This window comes from Acidimicrobiales bacterium (assembly GCA_035547835.1).
Taxonomy (GTDB): Bacteria; Actinomycetota; Acidimicrobiia; order Acidimicrobiales; family Iamiaceae; genus DASZTW01.
This window is the reverse complement of record DASZTW010000005.1, coordinates 383,976-410,276: the sequence shown is the minus strand read 5'-3', so window position 1 is coordinate 410,276 and position 26,301 is coordinate 383,976. Positions and strand designations below refer to the sequence as shown.

Annotated in this window: 22 protein-coding genes and 1 riboswitch; of the genes, 13 read left to right on the top strand and 9 right to left on the bottom strand. The window is 70.5% G+C overall.

Annotated features, from left to right (window positions below; translation table 11 throughout):
- Nucleotides 1–138 precede the first annotated feature (138 nt).
- Both VHA73_04270 and nrdR read left to right on the top strand, forming a co-directional pair.
- Nucleotides 139–552, top strand: coding sequence for a LysM domain-containing protein (locus VHA73_04270; protein HVX17227.1), 414 nt, complete (start codon nucleotides 139–141; stop codon nucleotides 550–552).
- 79 nt (nucleotides 553–631) lie between these two features.
- Nucleotides 632–1,102 carry a transcriptional regulator NrdR gene (nrdR, locus tag VHA73_04265; GenBank protein ID HVX17226.1) on the top strand — a complete coding sequence of 157 codons (471 nt, stop codon included), beginning with the start codon at nucleotides 632–634 and terminating at the stop codon, nucleotides 1,100–1,102.
- Nucleotides 1,103–1,163: 61 nt separating this feature from the next.
- Here nrdR and VHA73_04260 read toward each other — a convergent pair whose 3' ends face one another.
- Nucleotides 1,164–1,949, bottom strand: a complete 786-nt coding sequence (locus tag VHA73_04260) for a dihydrofolate reductase family protein (protein HVX17225.1) — start codon at nucleotides 1,947–1,949, stop codon at nucleotides 1,164–1,166.
- A complete protein-coding gene (locus VHA73_04255) occupies nucleotides 1,942–2,469 on the bottom strand; it encodes a MarR family transcriptional regulator (protein HVX17224.1) in 528 nt (175 codons plus the stop codon). Before VHA73_04255 ends, VHA73_04260 begins: the two co-directional genes overlap by 8 nt.
- Nucleotides 2,470–3,008: 539 nt before the next feature.
- Between VHA73_04255 and VHA73_04250 the strand changes: the two genes are divergently transcribed.
- The 6 genes from VHA73_04250 (at nucleotide 3,009) to VHA73_04225 (ending at nucleotide 10,306) form a co-directional block, all read left to right on the top strand.
- Nucleotides 3,009–5,885, top strand: coding sequence for a vitamin B12-dependent ribonucleotide reductase (locus VHA73_04250; protein HVX17223.1), 2,877 nt, complete (start codon nucleotides 3,009–3,011; stop codon nucleotides 5,883–5,885).
- A 247-nt stretch (nucleotides 5,886–6,132) separates the two neighbouring features.
- Nucleotides 6,133–6,271: riboswitch (adenosylcobalamin (AdoCbl) riboswitch) on the top strand.
- A 55-nt stretch (nucleotides 6,272–6,326) separates the two neighbouring features.
- Nucleotides 6,327–7,229, top strand: coding sequence for an ABC transporter substrate-binding protein (locus tag VHA73_04245; GenBank protein ID HVX17222.1), 903 nt, complete (start codon nucleotides 6,327–6,329; stop codon nucleotides 7,227–7,229).
- A gap of 84 nt (nucleotides 7,230–7,313) precedes the next feature.
- Entirely contained in the window at nucleotides 7,314–8,285 is a 972-nt protein-coding gene (locus tag VHA73_04240) for an iron ABC transporter permease (GenBank protein HVX17221.1), read from the top strand.
- A complete protein-coding gene (locus VHA73_04235; GenBank protein HVX17220.1) occupies nucleotides 8,282–9,067 on the top strand; it encodes an ABC transporter ATP-binding protein in 786 nt (261 codons plus the stop codon). The genes VHA73_04240 and VHA73_04235 overlap by 4 nt, the downstream gene beginning before the upstream one ends.
- Entirely contained in the window at nucleotides 9,064–9,639 is a 576-nt protein-coding gene (gene cobO, locus VHA73_04230) for a cob(I)yrinic acid a,c-diamide adenosyltransferase (protein ID HVX17219.1), read from the top strand. Before VHA73_04235 ends, cobO begins: the two co-directional genes overlap by 4 nt.
- Before the next feature lie 13 nt (nucleotides 9,640–9,652).
- Nucleotides 9,653–10,306, top strand: coding sequence for an adenosylcobinamide amidohydrolase (locus tag VHA73_04225; protein ID HVX17218.1), 654 nt, complete (start codon nucleotides 9,653–9,655; stop codon nucleotides 10,304–10,306).
- 15 nt (nucleotides 10,307–10,321) lie between these two features.
- On the opposite strand, the gene VHA73_04220 is transcribed toward VHA73_04225, so the two are convergent.
- The 3 genes from VHA73_04220 to VHA73_04210 form a co-directional block, all read right to left on the bottom strand.
- Complete coding sequence (locus VHA73_04220; GenBank protein HVX17217.1) at nucleotides 10,322–11,332, bottom strand: diadenylate cyclase; 1,011 nt, start codon at nucleotides 11,330–11,332, stop codon at nucleotides 10,322–10,324.
- Between the two features lie 14 nt (nucleotides 11,333–11,346).
- Nucleotides 11,347–12,246 carry an alpha/beta hydrolase gene (locus tag VHA73_04215; GenBank protein HVX17216.1) on the bottom strand — a complete coding sequence of 300 codons (900 nt, stop codon included), beginning with the start codon at nucleotides 12,244–12,246 and terminating at the stop codon, nucleotides 11,347–11,349.
- A 114-nt stretch (nucleotides 12,247–12,360) separates the two neighbouring features.
- Complete coding sequence (locus tag VHA73_04210) at nucleotides 12,361–14,514, bottom strand: DHA2 family efflux MFS transporter permease subunit (protein ID HVX17215.1); 2,154 nt, start codon at nucleotides 14,512–14,514, stop codon at nucleotides 12,361–12,363.
- 63 nt (nucleotides 14,515–14,577) lie between these two features.
- Here VHA73_04210 and VHA73_04205 point away from each other — a divergent pair, with 63 nt between their 5' ends.
- On the top strand, nucleotides 14,578–15,393 hold the full coding sequence (locus tag VHA73_04205) for an SDR family oxidoreductase (GenBank protein ID HVX17214.1): 816 nt from the start codon (nucleotides 14,578–14,580) through the stop codon (nucleotides 15,391–15,393).
- A gap of 19 nt (nucleotides 15,394–15,412) precedes the next feature.
- On the opposite strand, the gene hrpB is transcribed toward VHA73_04205, so the two are convergent.
- Nucleotides 15,413–17,896, bottom strand: coding sequence for an ATP-dependent helicase HrpB (hrpB, locus tag VHA73_04200; GenBank protein ID HVX17213.1), 2,484 nt, complete (start codon nucleotides 17,894–17,896; stop codon nucleotides 15,413–15,415).
- A 61-nt stretch (nucleotides 17,897–17,957) separates the two neighbouring features.
- Here hrpB and VHA73_04195 point away from each other — a divergent pair, with 61 nt between their 5' ends.
- From VHA73_04195 to VHA73_04185, 3 genes are all read left to right on the top strand, one after another.
- Nucleotides 17,958–18,923, top strand: coding sequence for an aldo/keto reductase (locus VHA73_04195; GenBank protein HVX17212.1), 966 nt, complete (start codon nucleotides 17,958–17,960; stop codon nucleotides 18,921–18,923).
- A gap of 18 nt (nucleotides 18,924–18,941) precedes the next feature.
- Complete coding sequence (locus VHA73_04190) at nucleotides 18,942–19,949, top strand: LLM class flavin-dependent oxidoreductase (GenBank protein HVX17211.1); 1,008 nt, start codon at nucleotides 18,942–18,944, stop codon at nucleotides 19,947–19,949.
- A gap of 121 nt (nucleotides 19,950–20,070) precedes the next feature.
- Complete coding sequence (locus VHA73_04185; GenBank protein HVX17210.1) at nucleotides 20,071–21,375, top strand: peptidoglycan DD-metalloendopeptidase family protein; 1,305 nt, start codon at nucleotides 20,071–20,073, stop codon at nucleotides 21,373–21,375.
- Here the strand turns inward: VHA73_04185 and VHA73_04180 are convergent.
- Complete coding sequence (locus VHA73_04180) at nucleotides 21,335–23,794, bottom strand: DUF6351 family protein (protein ID HVX17209.1); 2,460 nt, start codon at nucleotides 23,792–23,794, stop codon at nucleotides 21,335–21,337. The genes VHA73_04185 and VHA73_04180 overlap by 41 nt on opposite strands.
- Nucleotides 23,795–23,862: 68 nt before the next feature.
- On the opposite strand from VHA73_04180, the gene VHA73_04175 reads away from it, so the two are divergent.
- Nucleotides 23,863–24,843 carry a hypothetical protein gene (locus VHA73_04175; GenBank protein ID HVX17208.1) on the top strand — a complete coding sequence of 327 codons (981 nt, stop codon included), beginning with the start codon at nucleotides 23,863–23,865 and terminating at the stop codon, nucleotides 24,841–24,843.
- Between the two features lie 19 nt (nucleotides 24,844–24,862).
- On the opposite strand, the gene VHA73_04170 is transcribed toward VHA73_04175, so the two are convergent.
- Both VHA73_04170 and mutM read right to left on the bottom strand, forming a co-directional pair.
- On the bottom strand, nucleotides 24,863–25,417 hold the full coding sequence (locus VHA73_04170; GenBank protein HVX17207.1) for a hypothetical protein: 555 nt from the start codon (nucleotides 25,415–25,417) through the stop codon (nucleotides 24,863–24,865).
- 57 nt (nucleotides 25,418–25,474) lie between these two features.
- Entirely contained in the window at nucleotides 25,475–26,293 is an 819-nt protein-coding gene (mutM, locus tag VHA73_04165) for a bifunctional DNA-formamidopyrimidine glycosylase/DNA-(apurinic or apyrimidinic site) lyase (protein ID HVX17206.1), read from the bottom strand.
- Nucleotides 26,294–26,301: the final 8 nt, after the last annotated feature.

The following is a 26,301-nucleotide window of genomic DNA, read 5'->3' as shown; positions in this document are numbered from 1 at the left end:
AAGAGCGGTTGACAGCGGCCGCGTTCGATGGTTCGCTACGAACAAGCGTACGACGAACACCTGTACGCCCTCGCTTCGGGCGCTGGCTGTCACACCCCCTGGCGCTCACTGTCACACCCCCTGAGGAAACTGATCGACATGGCTGCCATCGTTCAAGCACCCAACCACCAAGGCCCGCTCGCCCGGCCGTCGTCTCGCCCCACGCTGCGCGTGATCGAGGGGGGTCGCTCGCCCCGCCTGCAGCGCGTCTACCGCCGCCGGCGCGGCGTCACCCTCGCGCTCGGCGTGGTCGCTGTCGCACTGCTCACGTTCGGTGCGCTCCGCGCCGCCAGCGCACTGGCCGGCGTGTGGTCGCCGACCGCCGGTGTCGCGCCGGCAGCGGTCACCCCGGCCGCCAGCCGCGTCGTGGTGGTCCAGCCCGGCGACACGTTGTGGTCGATCGCCGCGCAGCTCCACCCGAGCGGCGACATCCGTGCGGTGGTCGACCGCTTGGCGCGGGCGCACGGCCCTGGTCCGCTGCAACCCGGGGAACGCATCACCATCGCCGGCTGAGCTCGCCGGCTCCGGTCCCGGTGCGCGAGCGCCCGATGACGATCTCGGGGCCGATCGCGCGGGCGATAGCGTCCGCCTCGTGCGCTGCCCGACCTGCACCGGTGTGGACGACAAGGTGGTCGACTCGCGCATGGCGGAGGACGGCACGAGCATCCGGCGTCGCCGGGAGTGCGTGGGATGCGGTCGGCGCTTCACCACCTTCGAACGGATCGAGGAGTCGCCGATCACCGTCGTCAAACGCTCCGGCGACCGCATCCCGTTCGATCGCGACAAGATCGTCGGTGGCCTCCGCGCCGCGGCCAAGAACCGTCCGGTTGCCGATCAACAGCTCGTCGACCTCGCCGCCGCGATCGAGGAGCGGCTTCGGGTCGAGGGACGCGAGGTGGTGTCCACCGAGTCGATCGGGCTACAGGTCCTCGAGCGGCTGCGCGATCTCGACGAAGTCGCCTACCTCCGTTTCGCCAGCGTCTACAAGGTGTTCGAAGAGCCCGCCGATTTCGCCCGCGAGCTACGCCTGCTCACCAAGGGCACCGCACCCAAGCGCCACTGACCCAACACCCGCCCCCACGATCGGTTCTGGGCTGATTTTTACGCGCTGGGACGCGTCATTTTCAGCCCAGAACGGAAGAGGGGAGGGGGCGGCGGGAGGGGAGGGAGCGAAGGGAGCGAAGGTAGCGGAGGAGCAACGTGTCGCCGTCGAGCAGCGCTCGGTCGAGCGTGAAGGTGCGCAGTCCGGCGTCGGGTCCGGCGGCCGCCCGGGCAGAGGTGCCCCCGGCGCCCACCGCGGACAAGGTCTGGCACCACTCGTCGACGAGGTCCGCGGCCAGCAGCTCCCCGTTGATGGTCGGTCCGCCTTCACACGTGACCACCGAGACACCCAGCTCCCCGAGCAGCCGGACGGCCAAGGCCACGTCGACGCGCTGGTCGCCCGCCTCGATCACGTCAGCCACTTCGGCCGCCTCGCGACGTCGCGCCGCGGGCACGGCGGAGGTGGTGATGATGATCGGTCGACTCGGCGTGGCGGCGAACAGCTCGGTGCCGAGGTCGAGGTCGAGGCGGCCGGTGAGCACGGCGAGGCGAGGGTGTGGGGCCTGGCCGCGGGCCGCACGTCGTTGCTGCGCAGCCGCGTCGGTGCGTGGAGGCCCGTACTGCTCGGCGCGCACGGTTCCCGCACCGGCCAACACCACGTCGGCCACGGCGCGCAGCGTGTGGAACACGAGATGGTCGCCGGCGCTGCCGAGGGCACCGGAGCGCCCGTCCACGGCGGTGGCGCCGTCGACGCTGGTCACCATGTTCACCAGCAGCCAGGGCCGGTCGGCGGGCGGGGGGCGATGGTCGGATTCGTATCGTGCGACTGGGTCGACGTCGTCTGCGGGGTTGGGGAACAACTCACGCATGGGCACCGGCCACCGACCCTGGGCGCACCCGATCGCGGAGCTTGCGCAGCGCGCCGGCGAACGCGGCGAGCTCTTCCGGTTCGAGTGGTTCGATGAGCCACTGGTCGATGAGCGCCAAGTGCGGCTCGATCGCGGCCTCGATCTTCTTCCGGCCCTCGACCGTCAAGGTGGCGAACGAGCCGCGGCGGTCGGTCGGGCAGGCCGCCCGTTCCACCAGGCCGTCGCGCACCAGACGGTCGACGAGGCGGGTGAGACCCGAGGTCGACATGGCGACCTGGGCCGCCAGGTCGGTCATCCGCAGCTGCGCGTCGGGCGAGCGCGCCAGGCGGAGCAGCACGTCGAACTCGGAGCGGCCCAAGGCGGCCCGCTCCATCTCTGGCTCCATCTGCGCCATGAGACCGGCGTACGTCTCGACCAGCAGGCCCATGGTCGTGAGCCGCCCGTCATCGAGCGGGTCGGGCGCGGCAGCTCCGGTGTCGTTGGCCCCCGCGGCCGGGGTCATGGCGTGGGTGGAGGGCATGTTGCGAGCTTACGGGCGATGTTGTCGCGTGCAACTGTCCGAACGCTCCGACTGTTGCTGCTACAGGCAGTGGTGGTGGGCCGCTCGATCGTCCACCGGGCTGTGGATGACGGGCTCGTTCATCCACCGCGACGAGGCTCGTAATCCACAGAAATTCACGCGTTGTACCCCTTACGTTCCACAGGCGGGAGTTCGTAGGGTGCCCAAGAAGCGACGGCAGGGTACGGGCAACCGGAACAGTTGGTGCGTAGCTGGGTCATGGTGGCCGGGACGCCTGAGCGCGGTTCGTGGTCGCCCAACGTCGGGTTCCGGCAATGGGGGAGACCGCCTCGGACCTGGTTGTCCGTGCCCGCCATCGCAATGCGGAGCGCACCGCCGCGCCACCCTTGACAGGCCCGTAATTACAGTGGTGTAATCGAGCACTACATCTTGTGGGCAGGCCGTCGTGGGGACCAGGGCCACCACAAGATGCTGTGGCTCACACGATCTCGATCATCCACCCGCCACGACGACCAGCGTCGACCCGACAAGGAGTGTCCATGGCTCTCGCACCCGAGCAGACCGGCATCGGTATCCGTCGTTGGTTCACCAGCCCAGACGTGCATCCGTACGACGAGCTCACGTGGGAGCGGCGCGACGCGCGCATCACCAACTTCCGCGACGGGTCGGTCGCCTTCGAACAGCTCGGGGTCGAGTTCCCCACCACGTGGTCGCTGAACGCCACCAACATCGTTGCCCAGAAGTACTTCCGCGGTACCCCGGGCACCGCCGAGCGCGAGTCGTCGCTGCGCCAGGTCGTCGACCGGGTGTGCGACACGATCACCACGTGGGGGGTGGAGGGCGGCTACTTCGTCGACGACGAGGAGGCCGAGGCCTTCCGGGCCGAGCTCAAGCACCTGATGGTCACCCAGAAGGCGGCGTTCAACTCGCCGGTGTGGTTCAACATCGGGGTGCCCGGCGTGCCACAGCAGGCCAGCGCCTGCTTCATCTTGTCGGTCGACGACTCGATGGACTCGATCCTGAACTGGTATCGGGAAGAGGGCGTGATCTTCAAGGGCGGTTCCGGCGCCGGCGTCAACTTGTCGCGGATCCGTTCGTCGGTCGAGCTGCTGCGCGGCGGCGGCACGGCGTCGGGTCCGGTCAGCTTCATGCGGGGCGCCGACGCGTCGGCCGGCACCATCAAGTCCGGTGGCAAGACCCGGCGCGCCGCCAAGATGGTGATCCTCGACATCGACCACCCCGATGTCGAGGAGTTCATCTGGTGCAAGGCCCGTGAGGAACGCAAGGCGCGGGTGCTGCGCGACGCCGGGTTCGACATGGATCTCGACGGCGTCGACTCGCACTCGATCCAGTACCAGAACGCCAACAACTCGGTGCGGGTCACCGATGAGTTCATGCAGGCCGTCGTCGACGACGCCGACTGGCACTTGCGGGCTGTCACCAACGGTGAAGTCGTCAAGACCGTCCGGGCGCGCGACCTCCTGCGCCAGCTCGCCCAGGCCACCTGGGAGTGTGCCGACCCCGGCATGCAGTTCGACACGACCATCAACCACTGGCACACCGCGTGCAACAGCGGCCGGATCAACGGCTCCAACCCGTGCTCGGAGTACATGCACGTCGACAACTCGGCCTGCAACCTGGCCTCGATCAACGTGTTGAAGTTCCTCGCCGACGATGGTGCCGGCGGCGACGTGTTCGACATCGACGGCTTCCGCCAGGCCGTCGAGGTGGTGTTCACGGCGCAGGAGATCCTCGTCGGCCGTGCGGACTACCCGACCGGCCCGATCGGGGAGAACTCCCGCAAGTTCCGCCAGCTCGGCCTCGGCTACGCCAACCTGGGCGCGCTGCTGATGGCGTTGGGTCTGCCGTATGACTCCGACGCCGGCCGCTCGTGGGCAGCCGCCATCACCGCCTTGATGACCGGCCACGCGTACGCCACGTCGGGCCGGACCGCGGCGCGGATGGGGCCGTTCGCGGGCTACGAGGAGAACCGCGAGCACATGTTGCGCGTGCTCGGCCAGCACCGCGCCGCGGCCGCCGAGATCGACGAGGAGCTCGTCCCCGCACAGCTGCTCTCCGCCGCGCAAGAGGCGTGGGACGAGGCATGCGAGCTCGGCGAGGCGCACGGGGTACGCAACTCGCAGGCCTCGGTGTTGGCGCCCACCGGCACCATCGGCCTGATGATGGACTGCGACACCACCGGCATCGAGCCCGACCTCGGCCTGTGCAAGATGAAGAAGCTCGTCGGTGGCGGCACGATGCAGATCGTCAACCAGACGGTGCCCCGCGCGCTGCGGCGCCTCGGCTACACCGATGCCCAAGTCGACGACATCGTCGCCTACATCGACGAGCACAAGTCGATCCTCGGCGCGCCGCACCTGGCGTCCGAGCACGTCGACGTGTTCGCCTGCTCGATGGGCGACAACGCCATCCACTACCTCGGCCACGTCACGATGATGGGCGCGGTCCAACCGTTCATCTCGGGGGCCATCTCCAAGACCGTGAACATGCCGCAGGAGGTCACGGTCGAGGACGTCGAGCAGCTTCACATCGACGCCTGGCGGCTCGGCGTGAAGGCCATTGCCATCTACCGCGACAACTGCAAGGTCGCCCAGCCGCTCGCGATGGCCAAGAAGGAGGGTGCGGACGAGGAAGCGGACGCAGCAACCGCCGCGCCGGCGCAGATCGTCGAAAAGATCGTGGAGAAGATCGTCACGGTCAAAGAACCGGTGCGCCAGAAGCTGCCCCGCACCCGCACGAGCCGCACGTTCCAGTTCCGAGTGGCCGACTGCAAGGGCTTCGTGACGGTCGGCGAGTACGACGACGGTCGGCCCGGCGAGATCTGGCTCAACGTGTCGAAGCAGGGTTCGACCCTCGCCGGCATCATGGACTCGTTCGCCGTGTCGGTGAGCTACGGGCTGCAGTACGGGGTGCCGCTGCGGGCGTTCGTCGAGGCGTTCACCAACATGCGCTTCGAGCCCGCCGGCATGACCGATGATCCCGACATCCGTTTCGCCACCTCGCTGCTCGACTACATCTTCCGCCGCCTGGCGGTCGACTACCTGAGCTTCGAGGAGCGCGCCGAGCTCGGCATCTTGACGGTGGGCGAGCGCACGCAACCCACCTTGCCGGGGGTGGAGGAGACCGCCGTCGAGACCGTGCAAGGTCACGACGTGCTCGCCGACCCGCCATCGATCGAGTCCGCTTCGGCGCTCGCTGCCCGGCTCGAGGCCGATGCCGACGGCTACCAGCCCGCCGCGCCGGTCGAGTCGACCGCGGCCGCGCCGCCTGCCACGCCCGAGCCCAAGGTCGTCGGCTCCGATGCTCCGTACTGCATGCAGTGCGGCGTCCAGATGGTGCGGGCGGGCTCGTGCCACGCCTGCCCGAGCTGCGGCAGCACCAGCGGCTGCAGCTGACCCGACCGCACCTTCCAGCCACCACCGCCGACGACCCCGGGCACACCCCCGGGGTCGTTGCGCGCCCGTGCGGCGCTCAGGCCGGGAGAGGGTGGACGACGAGACGGGCCGGCCAGGCGTGAACCGGCGAGAGCGCGCAAGTAGTTCCAGAACAATGCGCCCGCGGTCACGGCGGTGCTGGTGGTCGTCCGGGCGCAGCGAGTCGAGTTCTGGTGCGTAACTGGCACCGCCGGTTCGCTGGGCGTACCCTGCAGCCGTCTGCCGCGGTCGCAGCGAAGTCCGGTGTGAATCCGGCGCTGTCCCGCAACTGTGTCCCTTCGGGGAAGCCAGGTCGCCTGCTGCCACGGCGTGACGAACCAGCCTCGAGGAAAGGGCCCGGTTCGCACGGCAGGTCTCCAGTTGTCGTCGAGCACCCCACCCTCGACCGAAGGGAGACCAACTGTGAAGAAGTCCTTGCTCGGCGTGCTCGCCGTGTCACTCCTGCTCGCCGGGCTCGTTGGCTGCGGCAGCTCCTCGCCGACGAAGTCGGCTTCACCGTCGACCTCGTCACCAGCCTCCGGCCCGACGGCGCACCGCATCGTGTCGTTGTCGTCGACGGCTACCGAGATGTTGTTCGCCCTCGGCGCCGACCACCGCGTAGTGGCCGTCGACAGCCAGTCCGACTACCCGGCCCGCGCACCGAAGACCAAGCTCTCGGCGTACGAGCCCAACGTCGAGGCCATCGCCAAGTACCACCCTGACCTCGTCGTGTTCGCCACCGACACCAAGGGTCTGAAGGCAGGGCTGCAGAAGCTCGAGATCCGCGTGCTGCAGCTGCCGGCGGCGGTGACGGTCGACGACACGTACCACCAGATCGCCGAGCTCGGCGACGTGACCGGTCGGCCGAAGGCGGCGGCGGCGCTGGTGACCCGGATCAAGTCCGGCCTCGCCAAGGCCGTGGCCCGGCTCGAGCCGCGCACGAAACCATTGACGTACTACTACGAGCTCGACAACACGCTGTACACCGTGACGTCGAAGACCTTCGTCGGCTCGCTGTTCACGATGGCGAAGCTCGACAACGTCGCGGACCCGGCCGACGCCGATGGCAAGAGCGGCGGCTACCCCCAGTTGTCGGCGGAGTTCCTGGTGAAGGCCAACCCCGATCTCGTGTTCCTGGCCGACTCGAAGTGCTGCGGCCAAGACGAAAAGACCTTCGGCGCGCGGCCCGGTTTCGACACGATGAAGGCGGTGACCGACCATCAGGTCATCACGCTGGACGACGACATCGCCAGCCGCTGGGGACCCCGTATCGTCGACCTGCTCGACCGGATCGTCGACGCGGCCAACGCCGCCCCAGCGGCCTGATCGGAGTTCGTCGTGGCGTTGCTCTCCCGCGACCCGAGGCCGGCGGAATCCGTTCGGCTCCGGCCAGCTTGGTTGGTCGCGGGGGTGATCGCCGTGGTGGTGGCGGGCCTGGCCGGGCTGATCGTCGGCCCGGCTGGTCTGTCGCCCGTGGAGGTCTTGCGGCATCTCGTGGGGCTCCACTCGACCCTCGATGCCCAACAAGTGGCGATCGTCGAGCAGATCCGCCTCCCTCGGGTGGTGCTCGGGCTGCTCGTCGGCGCCACGCTCGCGGTGTCCGGCGCCGGCTACCAGGGCGTGTTCCGCAACCCGCTCGCCGACCCGTATCTGCTCGGTGCTGCGGCCGGCGCCGGGCTCGGGGTGACCGTGGTGATCGCGACTTCGGCGCACGGTGGATCGACGCCGCTGTCGACGCCGCTGGCGGCGTTCGTGGGCGCGCTGGTGGCCGTGGGGCTCACGTACAGCCTGGGCGCGACGCGGGGTCGGCGGCCTTCTACCGGCGCGCTGATCCTGGCCGGCGTCGCCGTGGCCAGCTTCCTGACGGCCGTGCAGACGTACGTGCAGCAGCAGAACCAGGACACGATCCAGCAGGTCTACAGCTGGATCCTGGGTCGACTGTCGACCGCCGGCTGGCACGAGGTGTGGCTGCTCCTGCCGTATGCGGTGCTCACGTGCGGGGTGCTGCTGGCCTACCGGCGGGTGCTCGACGTGCTGGCGGTCGGCGACGACGAAGCGTCGACGCTTGGTGTCAACGCCCGGCGCGCGCGGCTCATCGTGGTGATTGCTGCGTCGCTCGGCACGGCCGCGGCGGTGTCGGTGTCGGGCCTGATCGGGTTCGTCGGCATCATCGTGCCGCACACGATCCGGTTGCTGGTCGGTGGGAGCCATCGGTTGCTGCTGCCGCTGTCGATCCTGTTCGGCGCCGCGTTCTTGTGCAGTACCGACTTGTTGGCCCGGACCGTGGCGTCGCCGGCCGAAGTGCCGATCGGCGTCGTCACCGCGTTCTTCGGTGCGCCGTTCTTCGTGCTGGTGCTACGGCGGTCGCGGGGGATGTTGTGACCGTCGCGATCGGTTGTCGGGGCGTCACGGTCACTGCCGGCGATCGCCGGCTGCTCGACGACGTCGACTTGTCGGTGACGACCGGCGAGTGGGTGGCGATCGTCGGTCCCAACGGGGCGGGCAAGACCACGCTGTTGCGCGTCCTCGCCGGTCTGGCCGCCGCGGCCGGGGAGGTCGTGATCGACGACCGGCCCGCCGCCGCGCTGTCGCGCCGCGACCGGGCGCGGGTGGTGGCCATGGTGCCGCAGGTGCCGTTGATCCCTGAGGGGATCCGGGTGATCGACTACGTGCTGCTCGGTCGCACGCCCCACATCCGCCCCTTGGGTGTGGAAGGCGTACACGACCTCGTGCAGGTCCGCGACGCACTCAAGCTGCTCGACCTCGCGGACCTGACCGACCGCGTCGTCACGACGCTCTCGGGCGGCGAGCGCCAACGGGTCCTGCTCGCCCGCGCGCTGGCCCAGGAGTCACCGATCGTCCTGCTCGACGAGCCGACCACGGCGCTCGACGTCGGCCACCAGCAACAAGTGCTCGAGTTGATCGACGACTTGCGTCACGAGCGCGACCTGACCGTGATCACCACCATGCACGACCTCACGCTCGCGGGGCAGTACGCCGAGCGGTTGGTGCTGGTCGACCGGGGTTCGGTGGTGGTCGACGGGTCGCCGGCCGAGGTCCTGACCGAGGCGAACCTCAGCCGTTTCTACGGCGCGACCGTGCGCATCATCGACGACGACAGTGGACGGCCCATCGTGTTGCCGGTCCGAGAGGAGCGACCATGACCCGCAACGCCGACGGCGTGCCCACCGAGCACCATCACCCCGCGCCGCGCCGCCGGGCCCCGAGCTTGGTGCTGGTCAACACCGGCGACGGCAAAGGGAAGTCGACCGCGGCCTTCGGCACCGCCCTGCGCGCGGTGGCCCGCGGCTGGAACGTGGTGGTCGTGCAGTTCCTCAAGTCCGGTAAGTGGCATGTCGGCGAGGAGAAGGTGTGCCGGGAACTCGGGGTGGAGTGGTGCTCGATCGGTGAGGGCTTCACGTGGGATTCCGAAGACCTCAGCGAGGACCAGGCGGTCGCCGCGGAGGCGTGGAGGAGGGCGGCCGAGTTGATCGCGGCCGGCGACCACCACCTCGTCGTGCTCGACGAGGTGACGTATCCGATCGCGTGGGGATGGATCGGGCGGGACGACGTGCTCCGGGCGATCGCAGCGCGGCCCGAGCACGTCAACATCGTGTGCACAGGCCGCGACGCACCGGCGGAGCTGATCGATCTCGCCGACACCGTCACCGAGATGCGCAACGTCAAGCACGCGTACGACCGGGGCGTCATCGCGAAGAAAGGCATCGACTATTGACGGACGTCGACCGTTGAGCGAGTTGGTCACCGAGGTCGTGTCGTATGCCGGCCCGGACGGTCGCGCTCGACCAGCGCTGGTGTGGCGGCTCCCCGCGGGCACGGTGGCGGTGACCTCGGGCTTGTTGGGCGGCGGGCTCGGCGTGCGCCGCTGGATCGTCAACGCGCAAGTGCCGCTCGACTACGACGAGCCCGATCCCGCGCGCCACGTCGGAGCCATCGCTGCCGAGTTGGGGTTGCCGGAGGGCGAGGGGGTTGGACTGCTCACGGCGGCAGAGGTCACCCAGTACGTCACGGCCCGCGACGAAGGTGCGGAGTGCGTGGGGACGGTGGGGGTGAGCGTGCCGACGTGGGCGGCCGGCCCGGACGGGACGTGGTCGCCGTGGTTGCCCGGCACGATCAACCTGGTGGCCTACGTGCCCGCGCCCTTGTCGCCCGCGGCCATGGTGAACGCCGTCATGACCGTGACCGAGGCCAAGTCGCAAGCGCTCGCCGAAGTCGGCATCCCAGGAACCGGCACCGCGTCGGACGCCGTCGTCGTGAGCTGCCTGCCCGGTGGCACCGAGCCGTATGGCGGGCCGCGCTCGGTGTGGGGTGCTCGCCTGGCGCGGGCTGCGCACCAAGTGGTCGTCGCTGGGGCGGAGGGCTTCCGGGCGCGCCACGGCTGACTCCCGCCGACGGCGTCACCCCGCAGCGGGCGGTGGCAGTGGCTCGTCGTCGACGATCGGGTCGTCGTCCTCATCGGGGACGGGGGCGGACGCTCCGAGGATCCTGCCGCCGCGCAGCACGGTGACCGGGCCGTCCTCGCTCACAACGATGACGGTGGCGGTCGGGTCGTCGAAGCTGTAGCGCCGCCCTGCCGTGTGGCGCATCCCGCGGAAGCCCTCGACGCCTTGTTCTGCTTCGGGGCTCGGCACCAGGCGGACGCCGATCTCGCGCAGGACACCGGTCTCGTCGACCAGCGCGGCGCCGTCGGTCTGTGACAGCACGTGGTGGAGGGGAGCCAGGTCGAAGGGCCGGCGCAAGTCGAGCTCGGGCGGCAGCATCATCCGTGGCTCGCGGTTGGTCTGCAGGTCGTCCTGCGCCCGGTACACCAAGATCGCGCCGGTTCCGCGCGACCCGAGATCGTGGACGGCGAACTCCAACAACATCTCCAAGACCGCGCGGTCGCTGCCGCCGGTGCACTCGTCGACCACCGCGTCCATCCACGACGACACCAGCGGTTCGTGGTGCCAGCGCAGCCCGTCCCAACGGAAGACGCCGAACGCGCCGACGATCCGCACCAGCCCCGAGCGGTGCCGCTGCACGACCACCGCGCCGAGCGCTTCGGCCAACACCACGAGATCTCGCTCCGAGCCGGCTGGGCGGTTGAACACCGCCCACTCGTCGCGGTGGTTGAGTCGGCGGATCAACCAGGTCGAGGCGCCGTCGGCGTACAGCCGAGCGGAGTCGATCGAGCGGTCGCCGACCGGCCGCCGGTCGATCTGCAGGTTGGTCGACTCCTCCCAGGAGGTGTGCGCCATGGTGGGTTCGATCAGCGCGCCGACGCTGGGCACGCGCCGCTCGTGCACGCGGGGACGGAGCGCGTAGTCGATCTCCTCGAGGGCCAGGGCGTGCCACGGCTCACGGCCGTCGAGCGTGAACCCGACTTCGGCCAGCTCCTCGGCGAGGCGGCGGAGTTGGCTGGGGCTCACGCGGCGTTGGTGCATCACGGTCGGGGGATGAACTCGTCGAGGATCCGTGCCAGCTCGACCGGCGCGTCGCCTTGGACGCTGTGGCCTGCGTTCTCCACGTGGACGACGGTGGCGTCGGGCCGGCGCCGGACGAGCTCGGCTTCGTCGGCGTCGTCGACGACGGACTGCGGCCGCATTCCCCGCACCAGCAGGAGCGGCGTGTCGGAGTCGCCGATGATGTCCCACAGCGCACCGAAGTCGGGCGCTCCACGCGGGTTGCGCTCGGTGAAGCGCCGGTAGCGCCACACCCACGTGCCGTCGGGGCGCTGCACGGCGTTGTGGAGGATCCCACGCCGCAGCGAGGACTCGGACCGCGTCGGGTTGTGCTCGATCGTGCGGGCCAGCAGGTCGTCGAACCGCTCGAACGACTCGGGGCCGTCGACGAACGCAGTGATGGCCCCGGCCTTGTGCTCGTTCACTCCCGGGGTGATGTCGACGAGGACCAGGCGACGCACCAGCTCGGGTGCGGCTCCCGTGAGCGCGACGGCGGTCATGCCGCCGAGCGACATCCCCACGACCGCGGCGGCTTGCGGGGCGAGCTCGCCGATCGTGGTCGCCACGTCGGCCGCCAGCGTGGTGACGTCGAGGCTGCCTTCGCGCCCCGCGTCGGAGTGGCCGTGTCCGGGGAGGTCGACCGCGAGCAGTGGGCGGTCGAGCGCCATCGCCACGGTGTCCCAGGTGTGGGCGTTCTGGGCGCCGCCGTGCAGCAGCACGAGCTCCGGCGGGCCGTCGCCCCAGACCAGCGCGCTCACCTCGCGGCCGGACTCGACCTCGACGGCGGTCCGGGCCACCGTCGGCGGCCCGTCGTAGGGCAGGCCGAACTCCTCGGCGTTCTCGTGGAACAAGCCGAACTCGTCGTAGTCGATGCGCTCCATCCCCGCAGTCTGGCCCTCGACCCACGTTCTGGGCACCCCAGCGTGCTTCTGCGTGCCTCATGGGGGACGGTCAGGCGTCCAGAACGAACAGGGAGCCGCGGAGGTGGGGTGGGGTCAGGGGCTGGATGGGGTGGTGCGGACGGTGCCCGACAGCGCGACGTCGATGATGTCGTCGGCCACCACCGTGCCGAGGGGTTCTCCGGCGATGATGCTGCGGTAGACGAGCGGCGCCAACAACATGTCGGCGAACACGGTGCGGTCGACGGGGGTGATGATCTCGCCGCGCGCGTCGGCGCGGTCGATCATCGTCATGATGTCGCGCCGGCGAGGTCCGACCAGCCGCTCCCGCAACTCGTGCGCGAGCTCCGGGTCGCGGGACGCTTCGCCGATGAGCCCGGCGATGGCGGGAGCGAGGCGCGGATCGGTGAGGCCGGCCGCGAGCTCGCGCAGGTACTGCGTGCAGTCGCCGCGGAACGTGCCGGTGTCGGGGACGGATCGGTCGGCCACGATCGAGGTGAGCGCGTCGACCACCAGGTCGACCTTCGATCCCCAGTAGCGGTCGATCGACTCGGTGCTGATGCCGGCTCGAGTGGCCACACCATGGAACGTGAGGCTCGAGAACCCCGCTTCGGTGAGGGCTTGGAGCACGGCGCCGAGCACGTCGCGCCGTCGTCGAGGGTCGGCGTGCAAGTGGCGGGCGGTCTGGGCGATCAGCTCGCCGTACGCTTCCTCGCCGGTCGCTTCGATGGCCGGACGAGCGGGAAGGAACACCGCCGCCACGATCGCCCCGAGCACCGCGACGCCGGCTCCCACCAGCACGGTGCGGTCGAGCGCGTGCACGAAAGCCGCGTTGGTGGCGTCCGTGAGCACTCTGGCAGCGCTGGCCGGGAGGTGCTTGGCCACTTCGGCTGCCGCGCCGACCGAGTCCTTGATGGCCGCCGCGCCCGCCGGCGACTGCTTTTGCGCCACGGCGAAGATCGGTGACTCCGTGACCTTGTGGCGGTACACGCCGGCCGTGATGGAGCCCAGGATCGCCACGCCGAGCGCGCCGCCGACTTCGCGTGTGGTGTCGTTGACGGCGCTGCCGACGCCGGCCTTCTCGGGTGGCAGCGAGCCCATGATCGAGTCGGTGGCGGGGGCCATCGCGAACCCCATGCCGAGGCCGATCACCACCAAGACGATGGCGACGAGGCCGAACCCGCTCGATGTCGTGGCCAGCGACATGATCGCCATGGCGGCTGCCACGAGCAGCAGGCCGAACGTCACCACGATCTTGGTGCCGGCGAGGGCGACCAGCCGCGAGCTCAGCGGCGCGGCGACCATGAGCGCGCCGGCGATCGGCAACAGCCGGATGCCGGACTGCAGCGCGTCGTACGAGAGCACGAACTGCAAGTACTGGGTGAGGAAGAACATCGACCCGAACATGGCGAAGAAGACCAAGGTGACGGCGATCGACGCGGCCGAGAACCTGGCGTCCGCGAAGAACGACACGTCGAGCAGCGGGTGCTCGACGTGCTGCTCCCACCAGGCGAACACGGCCAGCAGCACGGCTCCTGCTGCGAAGGCCGCCACGATCGACGGTGCCGTCCAGCCCTTGCTCGGTCCTTCGATGATCCCGAACAGCAGCGCGAGCAGCATCAGGACCGACAACAGCGCGCCCGCGTAGTCGATCGGTGGCGCGTCGGGGTCTCGGGAGTTCGGGACGAGGAGCGCTCCGGCCACCAAGGCAATGGCGATGACCGGGATGTTCACCATGAAGACGGAGCCCCACCAGAAGTGGCCCAACAGCCAGCCGCCGGTGATCGGGCCGATCGCCACGCCGAGGCCCGATACCCCGGCCCAGATCCCGATCGCCCGCCCGCGCTCTTGCGCGTCGAACGAGTTCGTCAGGATCGACAAGGTCGACGGCATGATGAACGCGGCGCCGAAACCTTGCAGCGCACGGGTGGTGATCAAGACGCCTGGCGTGCCCGCCCAGGCCGACGCGAGCGAGCCCGCCGCGAACAAGACAAGGCCCGCCGTGAGCGCCGTCTTGCGACCGAAGCGGTCGCCGAGGCTGCCTGCAAGGAGCAGGAAGCTGGCGAAGACGAGCGTGTACGCGTCGACGATCCATTGCAGCGCGCTCGACCCGGCGCCGAGCTCGCGGACGAACGACGGCAGCGCGACGTTGACGATCGTGCCGTCGATGCCGACGATCAGCAGGCTCACGCACAGCACGGCCAGGATCCACCAGCGCCGCGGATCAGGCGTGACAGCTGCGTCTGACATGGCCCGAGTCAACCAGCCCGAGCGGTGGGGTGCCGGTGATGATCGAGCTACCGTGCACGACCCATGGGAGTGAACGGACTCAACGTGTTGGTCACGGGCGGCGGCAGCGGGATCGGCTTGGGCTGTGCCGAAGCGCTGGTCGCCGCCGGAGCGACGGTCACCATCGGCGGTCGCACCGAGTCGAGGCTGGTCGAAGCGGGGGAGCGCATCGGCGCACGGCACGTGGTCGTGGACGTCACCGATGAAGCTTCGGTGGTCGCCGCGGTGGCGGCCGCCACCGCGGCGACGGGCCGGCTCGACGGTGTGGTCGCGTCGGCCGGGGGGTCTGAGACGATCGGTCCGATCACGCAGATCGACGTGGAGGCCTTCCGTCGCACGCTCGACTTGAACGTCACGGGCACGTTCCTCACGTTGAAGCACGCCGGGCGCCAGATGGCTCGCCAAGGCAGCGGGTCGTTCGTCGGCATCTCGTCGATCGCGTCGCCGTTGACGCACCGCTGGTTCGGCGCGTACGGCCCGGCCAAGGCCGGCATCGACCACTTGTGTCGCGCGGCTGCCGACGAGCTGGGTGCGAGCGGCGTGCGGGTGAACTCCATCCAGCCCGGCCTGGTCGACACCGATCTGGTGTCGTTCATCACGGTCGGCGGGCCCGTGCTCGAGGACTACCTGGAGTGCATGCCGGTGTCGCGGGTCGGCAAGCCCGCCGACATCGCGGCTGCGGCGCTGTTCCTGCTCGGGACCGAGTCCGAGTGGGTGACCGGTCAGAACATCGCCGTCGACGGCGGCCACACCGTCCGCCGTGGCCCCGATCTGCGGGCGGCGCTGGAGCCTGTGTTCGGCGCGGACGGGTTGCGCGGGTTGGTCGACCCGGAGGGCTGACGCTCCGCGTCCCGCCGCCTCAGGGGCCTGGGTGCTCAGGCCAGTCGTGCTTGGGGTAGCGGCCCGCCATGTCTTTGCGGACCTCGGCCCACGAGCCGGACCAGAACCCGGCGAGATCGCTGGTGGTCTGGATCGGTCGGTCGGCCGGCGACAGCAGCTGCAGCACCACGGGGACCCGGCCACCTGCCACGGTCGGCTGGTCACCCGAGCCGAAGAACGCCTGCACCCGGGCCGACGCCATGGGCCGTTCACCCGCGTAATCGATCGTGGCGGTGCGGCCGTTGGGCAGGGTGAGACGGGTGGGGGCGAGATCGTCGAGCTGGAGCTGCTGGTCGAACGGCAGCAACGTGCGCAACGCGAGCCCGATGTCGAGCACATCGAGGTCGCGGCGGCCCGTGGCGTGCTGGAGGAACGGCGCCAACCAGTCGTCGAGGCGGCGCAGCAGCTCCCGGTCGTCGAGGTCGGGCCAGTCGGTGTCGAAGGTGCGGCGCAGGAACGCGACGCGTTGTTGCACGCTGCGGGCGTCGTCGGTCCAATGGAGCGCTGCGAGGCGCGTGGCGCGCACCCGCCCCACGAGCGCCTCGACGGTCGTCGGCCCAGGCGTCGGCTTGCGTTCGGTGGCGGCAAGCTGGAGGGAGCCGAGGCGGCGATCCGTCCGCACCACCAGATCGTCGCGGTCCCGGTCCCAGGTGAGCACCTCGCGGGTCTCGATCTGGTCGCCGAACAGGCCATCGAGGTCGCCGGGGTCGAGCGCGGCACCGAGACGGATGCGCGCGTCCCTGCGCTTGCCGTCGAGGTCGGCGGCCACCACGAGCTCGTGGGCGGCCAACGGGTCGGTGGGCGGTACCCAGGCACCTGGCCCGCTGCGGAGGCGGAAGCGGCCCGGGCTGCCTCGCCGTTGTGCGACGCGGTCGGGGTACGCGAGCGCCAGTACCCGGCCGGTCCGGCCGAGGGGATCGTGGAGTGGGTGGGGGATCACGCCGAGCCGGCGAGCGACATCGTGGGCGCGGTCGCGCGCCGCCCGCACGCTGCGTCCGTCGAGCGCGGGATGTGAGCGGCTCGGATCGTCGAGCAGGGCGACGCGGAGCTCGAGGTCGGCGGGGAGCTCGTCGACGCGGCCGCGCAGCACGTCTCGGTCGTCGAGCAGCGACGCCAGCACGCAAGCCAGCCAGCGGTCGTCGGGCGCTGCCGCCTGCACCATGTGGGCCAGCCGTGGGTGGAGCGGCAGGTCGGCCATCGCTTTGCCGGCCGCGGTGACCTTCCCGTCGGGGTCGAGGGCGTCGAGCTCCCGCAGCAGGTTGCGCGCTTCGGTCAAGGCCCGGGCCGGCGGCGGATCCAAGAACCCGAGTTGCTCCACGGGCGTACCCCATGCCGCCAGCTCGAGGGCGAGGCCGGCCAAGTCGACTTGGGCGATCTCGGGATCGCGGTGGGGACGGCGCGCGGCGTGCTCGACCTTGGACCACAAGCGCCACGCGATGCCGGGTCCGGTGCGCCCGGCTCGGCCGGCGCGCTGATCGGCGGATGCCCGGGAGATCGAGATGGTCGTGAGCCGGGTCATGCCGCTGCGGGGATCGAACCGGGGCGCGCGGGCCAGCCCGCTGTCGATGACGACGCCGATGCCCTCGACCGTCAGGCTCGACTCGGCGAGGTCGGTGGCCAGCACGACTTTGCGGATGCCGGGCGACGGCGGCGCCAGCGCGGCGTCCTGTTCGACGGCGGGCAGGGCGCCGTACAGAGGATGCACCTCGATGCCGGGCGGGAGCTCGGAGCCCGAGAGACGGTCGGCCACGCGGCGGATCTCCCCGGCCCCGGGCAGGAACGCCAGGACGCCGTCGGTGCGCTCACGCACGGCGGTGCCGATGGCAGCTGCCATGGCGTCTTCGAGGCGGTCATTGCGGTGGCGCGGCAGCCAGCGGATCTCGACAGGGTGGGTGCGGCCTTCGCTCACGATCACGGGCGCGGCGGGTCCGGATCCGCCGAGCAGCGTCGCGACCCGGCCGCCGTCGAGGGTCGCGGACATGACGAGGATCCGCAGGTCCGGGCGCACCGTGGCGCGGGCTTCGAGCGCGAGCGCCAGCCCGAGGTCAGCCTGCAAGTTCCGTTCGTGGAACTCGTCGAACACGAGCAGCCCGACGCCCGCGAGCGCCGGGTCGTGCTGCAGGCGGCGGGTGACGATCCCTTCGGTGACGACCTCGACGCGGGTGCGGTCGCTGACGGACCGGTCGATCCGGGTGCGCCACCCGACCAGGCCGCCCGGCTCGTCGCCCACGAGCGTGGACATGCGCCGGGCGGCGGCGCGCGCCGCCACCCGGCGGGGCTCCAGCACCACGGTCCGCTGCCCGGCCAACCAGGGCTCGTCGAGCAGGCGCAGCGGGATGATCGTGGTCTTGCCCGCGCCCGGTGGCGCCTCGAGGACGGCCAGCCCGGGATCGGCCAGCGCGGCGCGCACGTCGGTCACCACGTCCTCGACAGGTAGGTCGGTGAGCGGTGGCGGCGCGGGCACGGCGACGAGTCTGGCGCGTCGGGCGTCGTGAACCGGTCCCCGCACCCGTAGTCTCACCGCCATGGACATGCCATATCGCCGTCTCGGTCGTTCCGGTCTGCAAGTGAGCGTGCTGTCGTTCGGGTCGTGGGTGAGCTTCGGCCCCCAGCTCGACGTCGGGAAGGCCGCCGAGTGCCTCGGCGCGGCCTACGAGGGTGGCGTGAACTTCTTCGACAATGCCGAGGCGTACGCCGGCGGCGAGTCCGAGCGGATCATGGGCGACGCGATCCGCCAGCTCGGCTGGCCGCGTTGGTCCTATGTGGTGTCCACGAAGCTGTTCTGGGGGCTCAACGACGCGCCGAACATGCGCAACACCTTGAACCGCAAGTACTTGCGTCAGGCCATCGCCGGGTCGCTCGAACGGTTCGGCCTCGACTACGTCGATTTGGTGTTCTGCCACCGACCCGATCCGGACACCCCGCTGGAGGAGACGGTGTGGGCCATGCACGACATGGTCGAGCGCGGCGAGACCCTCTACTGGGGCACTTCGGAGTGGAGCGCGGCGGACATCCGCGGCGCGTGGGAGATCGCCGAGCGCCACCACTTGCACAAGCCGCTCATGGAACAGCCGCAGTACAACTTGTTCGAGCGGCGCCGCGTCGAGCGCGACTACGCCCGCTTGTACGACGAGATCGGCCTCGGTCTCACCACATGGAGCCCGTTGGCCTCGGGCCTGCTCACCGGCAAGTACAACAACGGTGTGCCCGAAGGCAGCCGGGCTGCGTTGCCGGGCTACGAGTGGCTGCGCGACCTGGTGACCGACCCCGTCCGCAACGCCAGAGTCCAGGACCTCGCCAAGGTCGCCGACCGGCTCGACTGCACGCTGTCGCAACTCGCCATCGCATGGTGCGCCGCCAACCCGCACGTGTCGACGGTGATCACGGGCGCCTCGCGGGTCGAGCAGGTGCATGAGAACCTGAAGGCGCTCGACGTGCTGGACCGGCTCGACGACGAAGTCCTTGCCGAGATGCAGTCGATCGTCCGCTGACGCGGGCTCGTTCGCGCCATGCGTCTGTCCGTCGTCGACCAGTCACCCGTCTCGGAAGGATCGAGCCCGGCGCGAGCGTTGGCGAACAGCATCGACCTCGCCCGCCGGTGCGACGCCTGGGGCTACACCCGCTACTGGCTGGCGGAGCACCATGCCAGCGAGATGTTGGCCGGGCCCGCTCCGGAAGTGCTCATCGCGCGGCTGGCGGCCGAGACCGAGCGCATCCGCCTGGGTAGCGGCGGGGTGATGTTGCCCCACTACAGCCCGTTCAAGGTGGCCGAGGCGTTCCAAGTGCTCGAAGCGCTGTACCCCGGCCGCATCGACCTCGGCATCGGCCGCGCGCCCGGCACCACGCCGCTGGTCAGCCACGCGTTGCAGCGCACCCGGACCGACGGGCCGGTCCACGACGACTTCGCTTCGCAGCTCGTCGAACTGCTCGCGTGGCTGGGCGACGGCTTCCCGTCGACCCACCCGTACTCGCGCATCGAGCTGGCGCCCACCACGGAGTCCGCGCCTGCGGTCTGGTTGCTCGGGTCGAGCCCGTGGAGCGCCGCCGCGGCGGCACAACTGGCGCTGCCGTACTGCTTCGCGGGGTTCATCAACCCCGACCCGGCCCGCGCCTGCCTCGCCGCGTACCGCGAGCGCTACGACATCGGGGCCGGAGGAGGGCCCAAACCCGTGGCGATGCTCGCCCTCGGCGCGGTGGTGGCCGACACCGACGAGGAAGCGGCACGCCTGATGATGTCGTCGCGGGCGCTCCGCCATCGGATCACCCACGGTCGCCGCGGACCGATCCCGAGCCCCGACGATGCCATCGTCGAGCTCGGCCAGGAGCCCAAGCCGATGCCCGACGGCCAGGCGGACTGGCCCCGCTATGTGTACGGCCGGCCCGGGGTCGTGGTGGAGCGGCTCGCGCAGATCGCCGCTGAAGCGGAGGTCGACGAGTTGATGGTGGTGACGATCACCCACGATCACGAGGCGCGCTGCCGCTCGTACGAGCTGCTCGCCAAGGAGCTGCTGGGCTGATCACGGGTCCGGGCGCATGGCAAGCTTGTCCGGTTCTGATCTGACCCCTCTGGTGATGATGTCTCCCTTTTCGTCGGGTCGCGGGCGCGCCAGCACGTCTGGAACGCGGCGGCGGAAGTTCATGGCGGTCGCCGCTGCGACGGTCGCGGCGGGCGGCCTCGCCGTGGCCGGTTCGTCAACGCCCGCCACGTGGGCGCAGAGCGCCCCGCCTGCCGCAGAAGGCACCACGACCACCTCGACGCCTCCGACCACGACCTCGACCACGGCGCCGCCCACCACCGCGCCCCCGACATCCGCCCCACGCACGGTCACCACGCCCAAGTCCACGAGCACCACCGCCGCGTCGCCCACCGCCAACGCGCCGAGCAGCGCCACCCTTTCGGCTGCGTCCGGCGCGCCCGACCTGCCCGACGGCGTCGATCCGGCCACCGCCGACGCGGCGAACACGCTGGTCGACGCCGTGCAGAGCACGGGAGTCCTGCAAGCAGCGTTGCAACGACTCGACGGCGAGATCATCACCGCGAACCGTCAGGTCGCCGCCAGCACCGTGCGCGAGCAGCTCGCCGCCCGGCATGTCGACGAGTTGGGCCGCCAGCGCGACGCGGCAGCCGACCAGGTCCGGGCGTTGGCGTTGGCTCGCTACGTCGACGGTGGCCAGAGCGGCATCGAGCGGGTGGCCGACGTGCTCCGTGGGCGCGACACCTCCGAGTTCAGCCGGGAAGCTGCGCTGGAGCAGGTCACGGTCGACAGCGCCCAACAGCACTACACCTCTGCTTCGCGTGCTTACCGGAGCGCCGTTCGCGAGCGCGACACGACTCGCCGTCAACTCCAAGGCGCCACGACCGAGCGCGACCAGATCGTCGAAGAGCGCACCCGCACCGAAACCGCGTTGCAGAGCTCGCAAGGCCAGATCGACTCGTTGCGCCAGCAGGTCAATCTCGGCGCGCTCGTGCAGTCAAATGGCGGCAGCATCGGTTCGCTGCTCGCCGCCCGGGAGGCCGGCCAGCTCCCGCCGCCGATCGGACCGTGGTTCGCGTGGCCGTTGGCGGTCATGCATCCGGGTTCGCCGTTCGGCTTCCGCACCGATCCGGTGCACGGTTGGACCGCGTTCCACGCCGGTGTCGACTTCCCACAGCCCACGGGCACGCCCATCCGGGCACCGGCGAACGGTACCGTCGTGATCGCCGGGCCCGAATCGGGTTATGGGAACTGCACGGTCATCGATCACGGCAACGCGCTCGCCACGTTGTACGGCCACCAGTCGGCGATCATCGTGCGCCCGGGCGACGAGGTGAAGCGCGGCGAGGTGATCGGTTACGTAGGGTCCACCGGCAAGTCGACGGGGCCGCACCTCCACTTCGAGGTGCGGGTGCTGGGCAAGCCGGTCAACCCGCTCCCTTGGCTCGACCCAGCCATCTCCGGCTGAGCCCGACCAGCGCGGCGGCGCCGAGCAGGACCGCACCGAGCCACCAACGGTGGGCCGTGTCGTCGCCGGTGAACGCCAGCGTGCCCGATGGTGTGCGGCTCGGCGTTGACCCCGCGTCGGGGTTCGATCGTTCGGCGCCCTGCGCGGCGCCGCCCGGCCCCGGCACTTGCGAGCGGGCGAGGGTGTACGGCACCGTCACCGACTTGCCGGGTGTGGTGTAGCGCTGCCACGTGAGCGCCGCCGGGGTGTAGCCCACCGATGGCTTCGACCAGTCGCACACGCCGTCGGGGAACAGCTTGCGCAGCGCGTCGACCTGGGCGGGCGACAGCGCGGCCGGCTCGGTGGCCGCGGTCACCGGTTGGCGCCGGCACAAGATGTCGTCCTCGGTGAACGGCCCCCCGGCTGCCTGGCGGGGACCGGAGTGGCGCAGCACCCCTTGGTTGCAGGCGACGGGGACGCCCGCGACCACCAGCCGGCACTGGTTGACGGCGTCGGCTGGCGCCGACTCGGCCACGGCTTGTGCCCGGCTGAGCAGGGGGTTCGCCTGCAGCACGGCGTCGAGTCGGTCGAGCCATTGGTCGGCCGTCACGATCGCGTTGCCGGGATACGGCACCCCGTTCCAGATGGCCTGGGATCCGTGCGACCCGGACCTCGCGACCAGCCGCGCTTGTGTCTCGTACGGCCGGATCTGGTCGTGGATGTCGAGCGCGGGGACGACGTCGCTCACCGGGACCGCCTGGTCGATCACCGGCATCTCGGTGATGGCGCCGTGGCCGGTCACGAAGCCGTTGCGGTAGGCGTTGGCTGCGACGGCCGGCGACATGGTGGTGCGAGCGGCCTGGTGGTTGCCGTCGAGGTCGATGCCGCCCATCTGCTGGTTCAACGTGACGAAGTCGTCGGGCGTGATGACGCCGTCGCGGAGCGCAACGAGGCCGTACTGCACGCCTTCGTTGTCGACCGGCCGGTTGGCCATCCCGGTGGTCGGGTCGCGGCCCACCACGTTCACCAGATCGTCTTGCAGGTCGCAGCGCACGCCATCGGGGTTCTTCACCTTGTCGTAGCGGTCGGCGTCGGGGATCTCACCCGGGCAGTTGTCCGGCTTCAAGTTGTCGCCGAACAGGTCGACCCAGTCGTTGCAGACCTGCGGGGTGGCCAGTCCGGTGACGGCGATCTGCTTGGTGGCCGTCCACCGGTTCGGGTCGTTGCGGAACACGCGCTGGAACAAGACGCAGTCGTGGACGGTCATCGCCGTGGTCAACACGTCGGGGAACGACAGGATCGGCGTCCCCGCGTCGAGCAGGCCGGGGTACTGGTCGCCGATCGTGTACTGCTGGATCGCGCCGCCCGACGCGCCCGCACCGACCGTGTGCCGGACGGGCCCGTATTCGTCGACCACGTGCTCCTTGGTCATCATCAGCGTCTCGGCCGACAGCACCTGGTTGCAGTGGACGCCGAACGTGGTCAGCGACGACTGGCCGATCATCCAGCCGTCGCGTAGCCGGCTGCTCAGGTCCATCAGCGGTCCCGCCAAGTTCTCGGTGCTGATGCTGGTGAGCTGGCCGAAGACGTCGGTCTCGTGGCTGGCGCCCTGATTGAAGCCCGTGCCGCACGACTCGCCGAAGTGCCACAGCAGCTTGTGGTTCCACTCCGACGCGGTGAACGGCGCGTGCGGCCCGCGCTTGGCCGGGTCGTCGAGCACGGCGAGGCGGGCGATGCCGCGGTTGATCACGATCGACTCCACCCGCACGACCAGCGGCACCGTGCGACCATCGACCTTCGTGGTGGCCGTCCCGGAGGGATAGGGCGCGTACGGGTCGGCAAGCTGGGTGAAGTTGCCGAGCGCGTCGGCTGCGAACCAGTGGACCTGGGTCGGGACCACGCAATCGCGGCTCTGTGGCGGCCCGAGGCCCGACTGCGCGGTGTGGCAGACGAACGGATACTGGTGCGGACCCGAGATGACCGGACCTTGCAGGGAGTGGTCGGTGATCACGAGCCGCACGGTGCGTGTGCCGTAGCGGGACCCGGTGGCCGTGGCCTCGAGCAGGTTGTCGCCGAGGTGCAGTCCGTCGACGAGGCCTTGCAACACGCCGGCGCGTCCGGGCACCGGCACGAACGCCGCAGTCACGTCGGTGCCGTCGCGGGTGACGGTCACCTGGTCGGTGGGGTCGACCCCGCGCAGCTCGGTCCTCGCCTCGGGCCCGGACACCAGCGCGGGCCGCGTGGAGATCGTGGTCAGCTCCAGTTGGCCGGGCGCAAGGCCTGGTGCCTGGGTCGTGAAGTCGTCGCCGGCCACGGTGACTGGTCCACTGCTCGCGGATCCGGGCGTCGCTCGGGTGGCTGCCGACGAGGTGCCGGGCACCACCGCGAGCAAGGCGGCGACGGCCAGCGCGGCGATCGGCAAGGTCGTGTGACGGCGCATACCGGAGAAGGTACTCCGTTATGTGGACCACCCGTCATGGCCCGAGGCGGCATGGCAGAGTGCAGCACATGACCGAGATCCAGACTGTCCGGGGACCCATCGACAGCGCCACGATCGGCGTGACGCTCATGCACGAGCACGTCTTCGTGCTCAACAGCGAGTTCCTCGAGAACGACCCCAACTGGGATGAGGAAGCACGCGTCGCCGACGCGATCGAGCAGCTCGGGGTGTTCCGCGAGATCGGCGTCGACACCATCGTCGACCCGACCTGCATCGGGCTGGGTCGCTACATCCCGCGCATCCAGCGGATCGCCGAGCAGGTCGACGTGCAGATCGTGGCCGCGACCGGCATCTACACGTACGGCGACATGCCCTTCTACTTCCACTTCCGCTCGGCCGCGCTGACCGGCGGCGACCACGATCCGATCGTCGACTACTTCGTGAAGGACATCACCGAGGGCATCGCGGGGACCGGCGTCAAGGCGGGGATCATCAAGTGCGCCACCGAGGAGAACGGGGTGACGCCCGCGATCGAGCGGGTGCTGCGCGCGGTCGCCGGGGCGCACCGCCGCACGGGCGTGCCGATCACCACGCACACCCACGCGGGCACCGAGCGCGGCCTCGATCAGCAGCGGATCTTCCTCGAGGAGGGCGTCGACCTGCGCAACGTCGTGATCGGCCACAGCGGCGACACCGCCGACCTCGACTACCTCATGAAGCTCATGGACGCCGGCTCGACGATCGGCATGGACCGCTTCGGCGCCGACGTGATCTTGCCGTTCGAGCAGCGCGTCGACACCGTGGCCAAGCTCTGCGAGCGGGGTTACGCGGACCGCATGGTGCTGGCCCACGACGCGTCGTGCTTCATCGACTGGTTCGATCCCGACCTCACCGAAGCGCGCAAGATGATGATGCCGAACTGGAACTTCCGCCACATCCACGACGATGTGCTTCCGGCGTTGCGCGAGCGGGGCGTCACCGACGCGCAGATCGATCAGATGCTGGTCGGGGCGCCGCGCCGCATCTTGGAGCCGGTCGCTCCGTACTGAGTGCCGCCGTCGGCGCGGATCAGTGGCCGATGCCGGGGATGCTCAGCGTGGGGTTCGACGCGACCGTGGTCGACGGTGCGGTGGTGGTGCTGGGGGGTGGCACCGTCGTGGCGGGCACCGTGGTGGTGGTCGAGGGCGGCTGTGTCGTCGGCGGCGAGGTCGTCTCCTGAGAAGGCACGGTCGTGGCGCGGCGCGTCGTGCTGGTGGCCGCGGTCGTGGTGGTGGCTTCTGAAGTGGAGGTCGTGCGCTCCGGCTTGGAGCCGCCGCCAGAGCTCCGCCCGATCACGAACGCGGCGACCCCGACGATGATCGCCAACACGACGAGACCCGCGATGATCAGGGCCCGGTCGACCGGGTCGCGCTGCGGCCCACCCTGGTCGTCGTCGCCCCAGTCACCGCCACCACCACCCGAGCCGTCGTCGTCGCCTCCACCGCCGGGGGGCGGCGCTGGTACGTAAGCCCGTGGGCCGCTGGGCGCGACCGTCGTGGTGTCGGCCGGTTGTGTCGTGGGGGTCGTGGGACGGGGTAGTGCCTGCGTGGGCTCGCCCACCCACGGTTCGGGGTCGTGTGGCACCGACAACTCCTCGCGCGGCGCGTGGTTGATGGCGTGGCGGGCGACGTTACCGCGTGGTCAACGTTGGCAAGTGGGGCACCAGGTGGTGCCGCGCGCGTCGACCACCTTGCGCCGTAACGGCGCGCCGCAACGTCGGCATGGCTTGCCGGCGCGCCCGTAGCAGTTGAGGGCGTGCTGGTTGCTGCCGGCCTCGCCGTCGGCGCCGCGGTAGTCGCGCAAGGTGGTGCCGCGGTTGCGCAGTCCCGCGGACAACGCTTCGATCAGGGCGGCGTGCAGGGCCGCCGCGCGCGGGCGCGACAACGTGCGGGCCGACGGGTTGATCTTCGCGGCCCACAACGCCTCGTCGGCGTAGATGTTGCCGACGCCGGCCACCACCCGCTGACCGAGCAGCTGGGTCTTGATCCGGACCGACGACCGAGCCAGCGCGGCATGCAGGCCTGCGGCCGTGAACGACGGGTCGAACGGCTCGGGCCCCAGCGCGGCGAGGGTGGGAAGGCCGTCGTAGCGGCCCGCGTCGACCACGGCGATCCGACCGAAGCGGCGTACGTCGCGAAACACCAGACGGTCGCCGTCGTCGAAGCGCCACCACGCACGCGTGAAGGAGTCTGCGTCGACGTCGCCCGCCATCGGGTCGTGCGCTTCGACCACCCGGAGCTGTCCCGTCATGCCGAGGTGCACGATGAGCTCCCGGCCGTCGTCGAGATCGCCCAACAAGTACTTGCCGCGCCGCCGGATGCCCTCGATCGCCGCCCCGGTGGCGGTGCGGGCGTCGGTGAACTTGCCACTGGGGAACGCCCAGCTCTCGACGATCTGACGGCCGCTCACCATGGGTTCGAGCTGGCCTCGGATGGTCTCGACCTCGGGCAGCTCGGGCACGGCGCGAG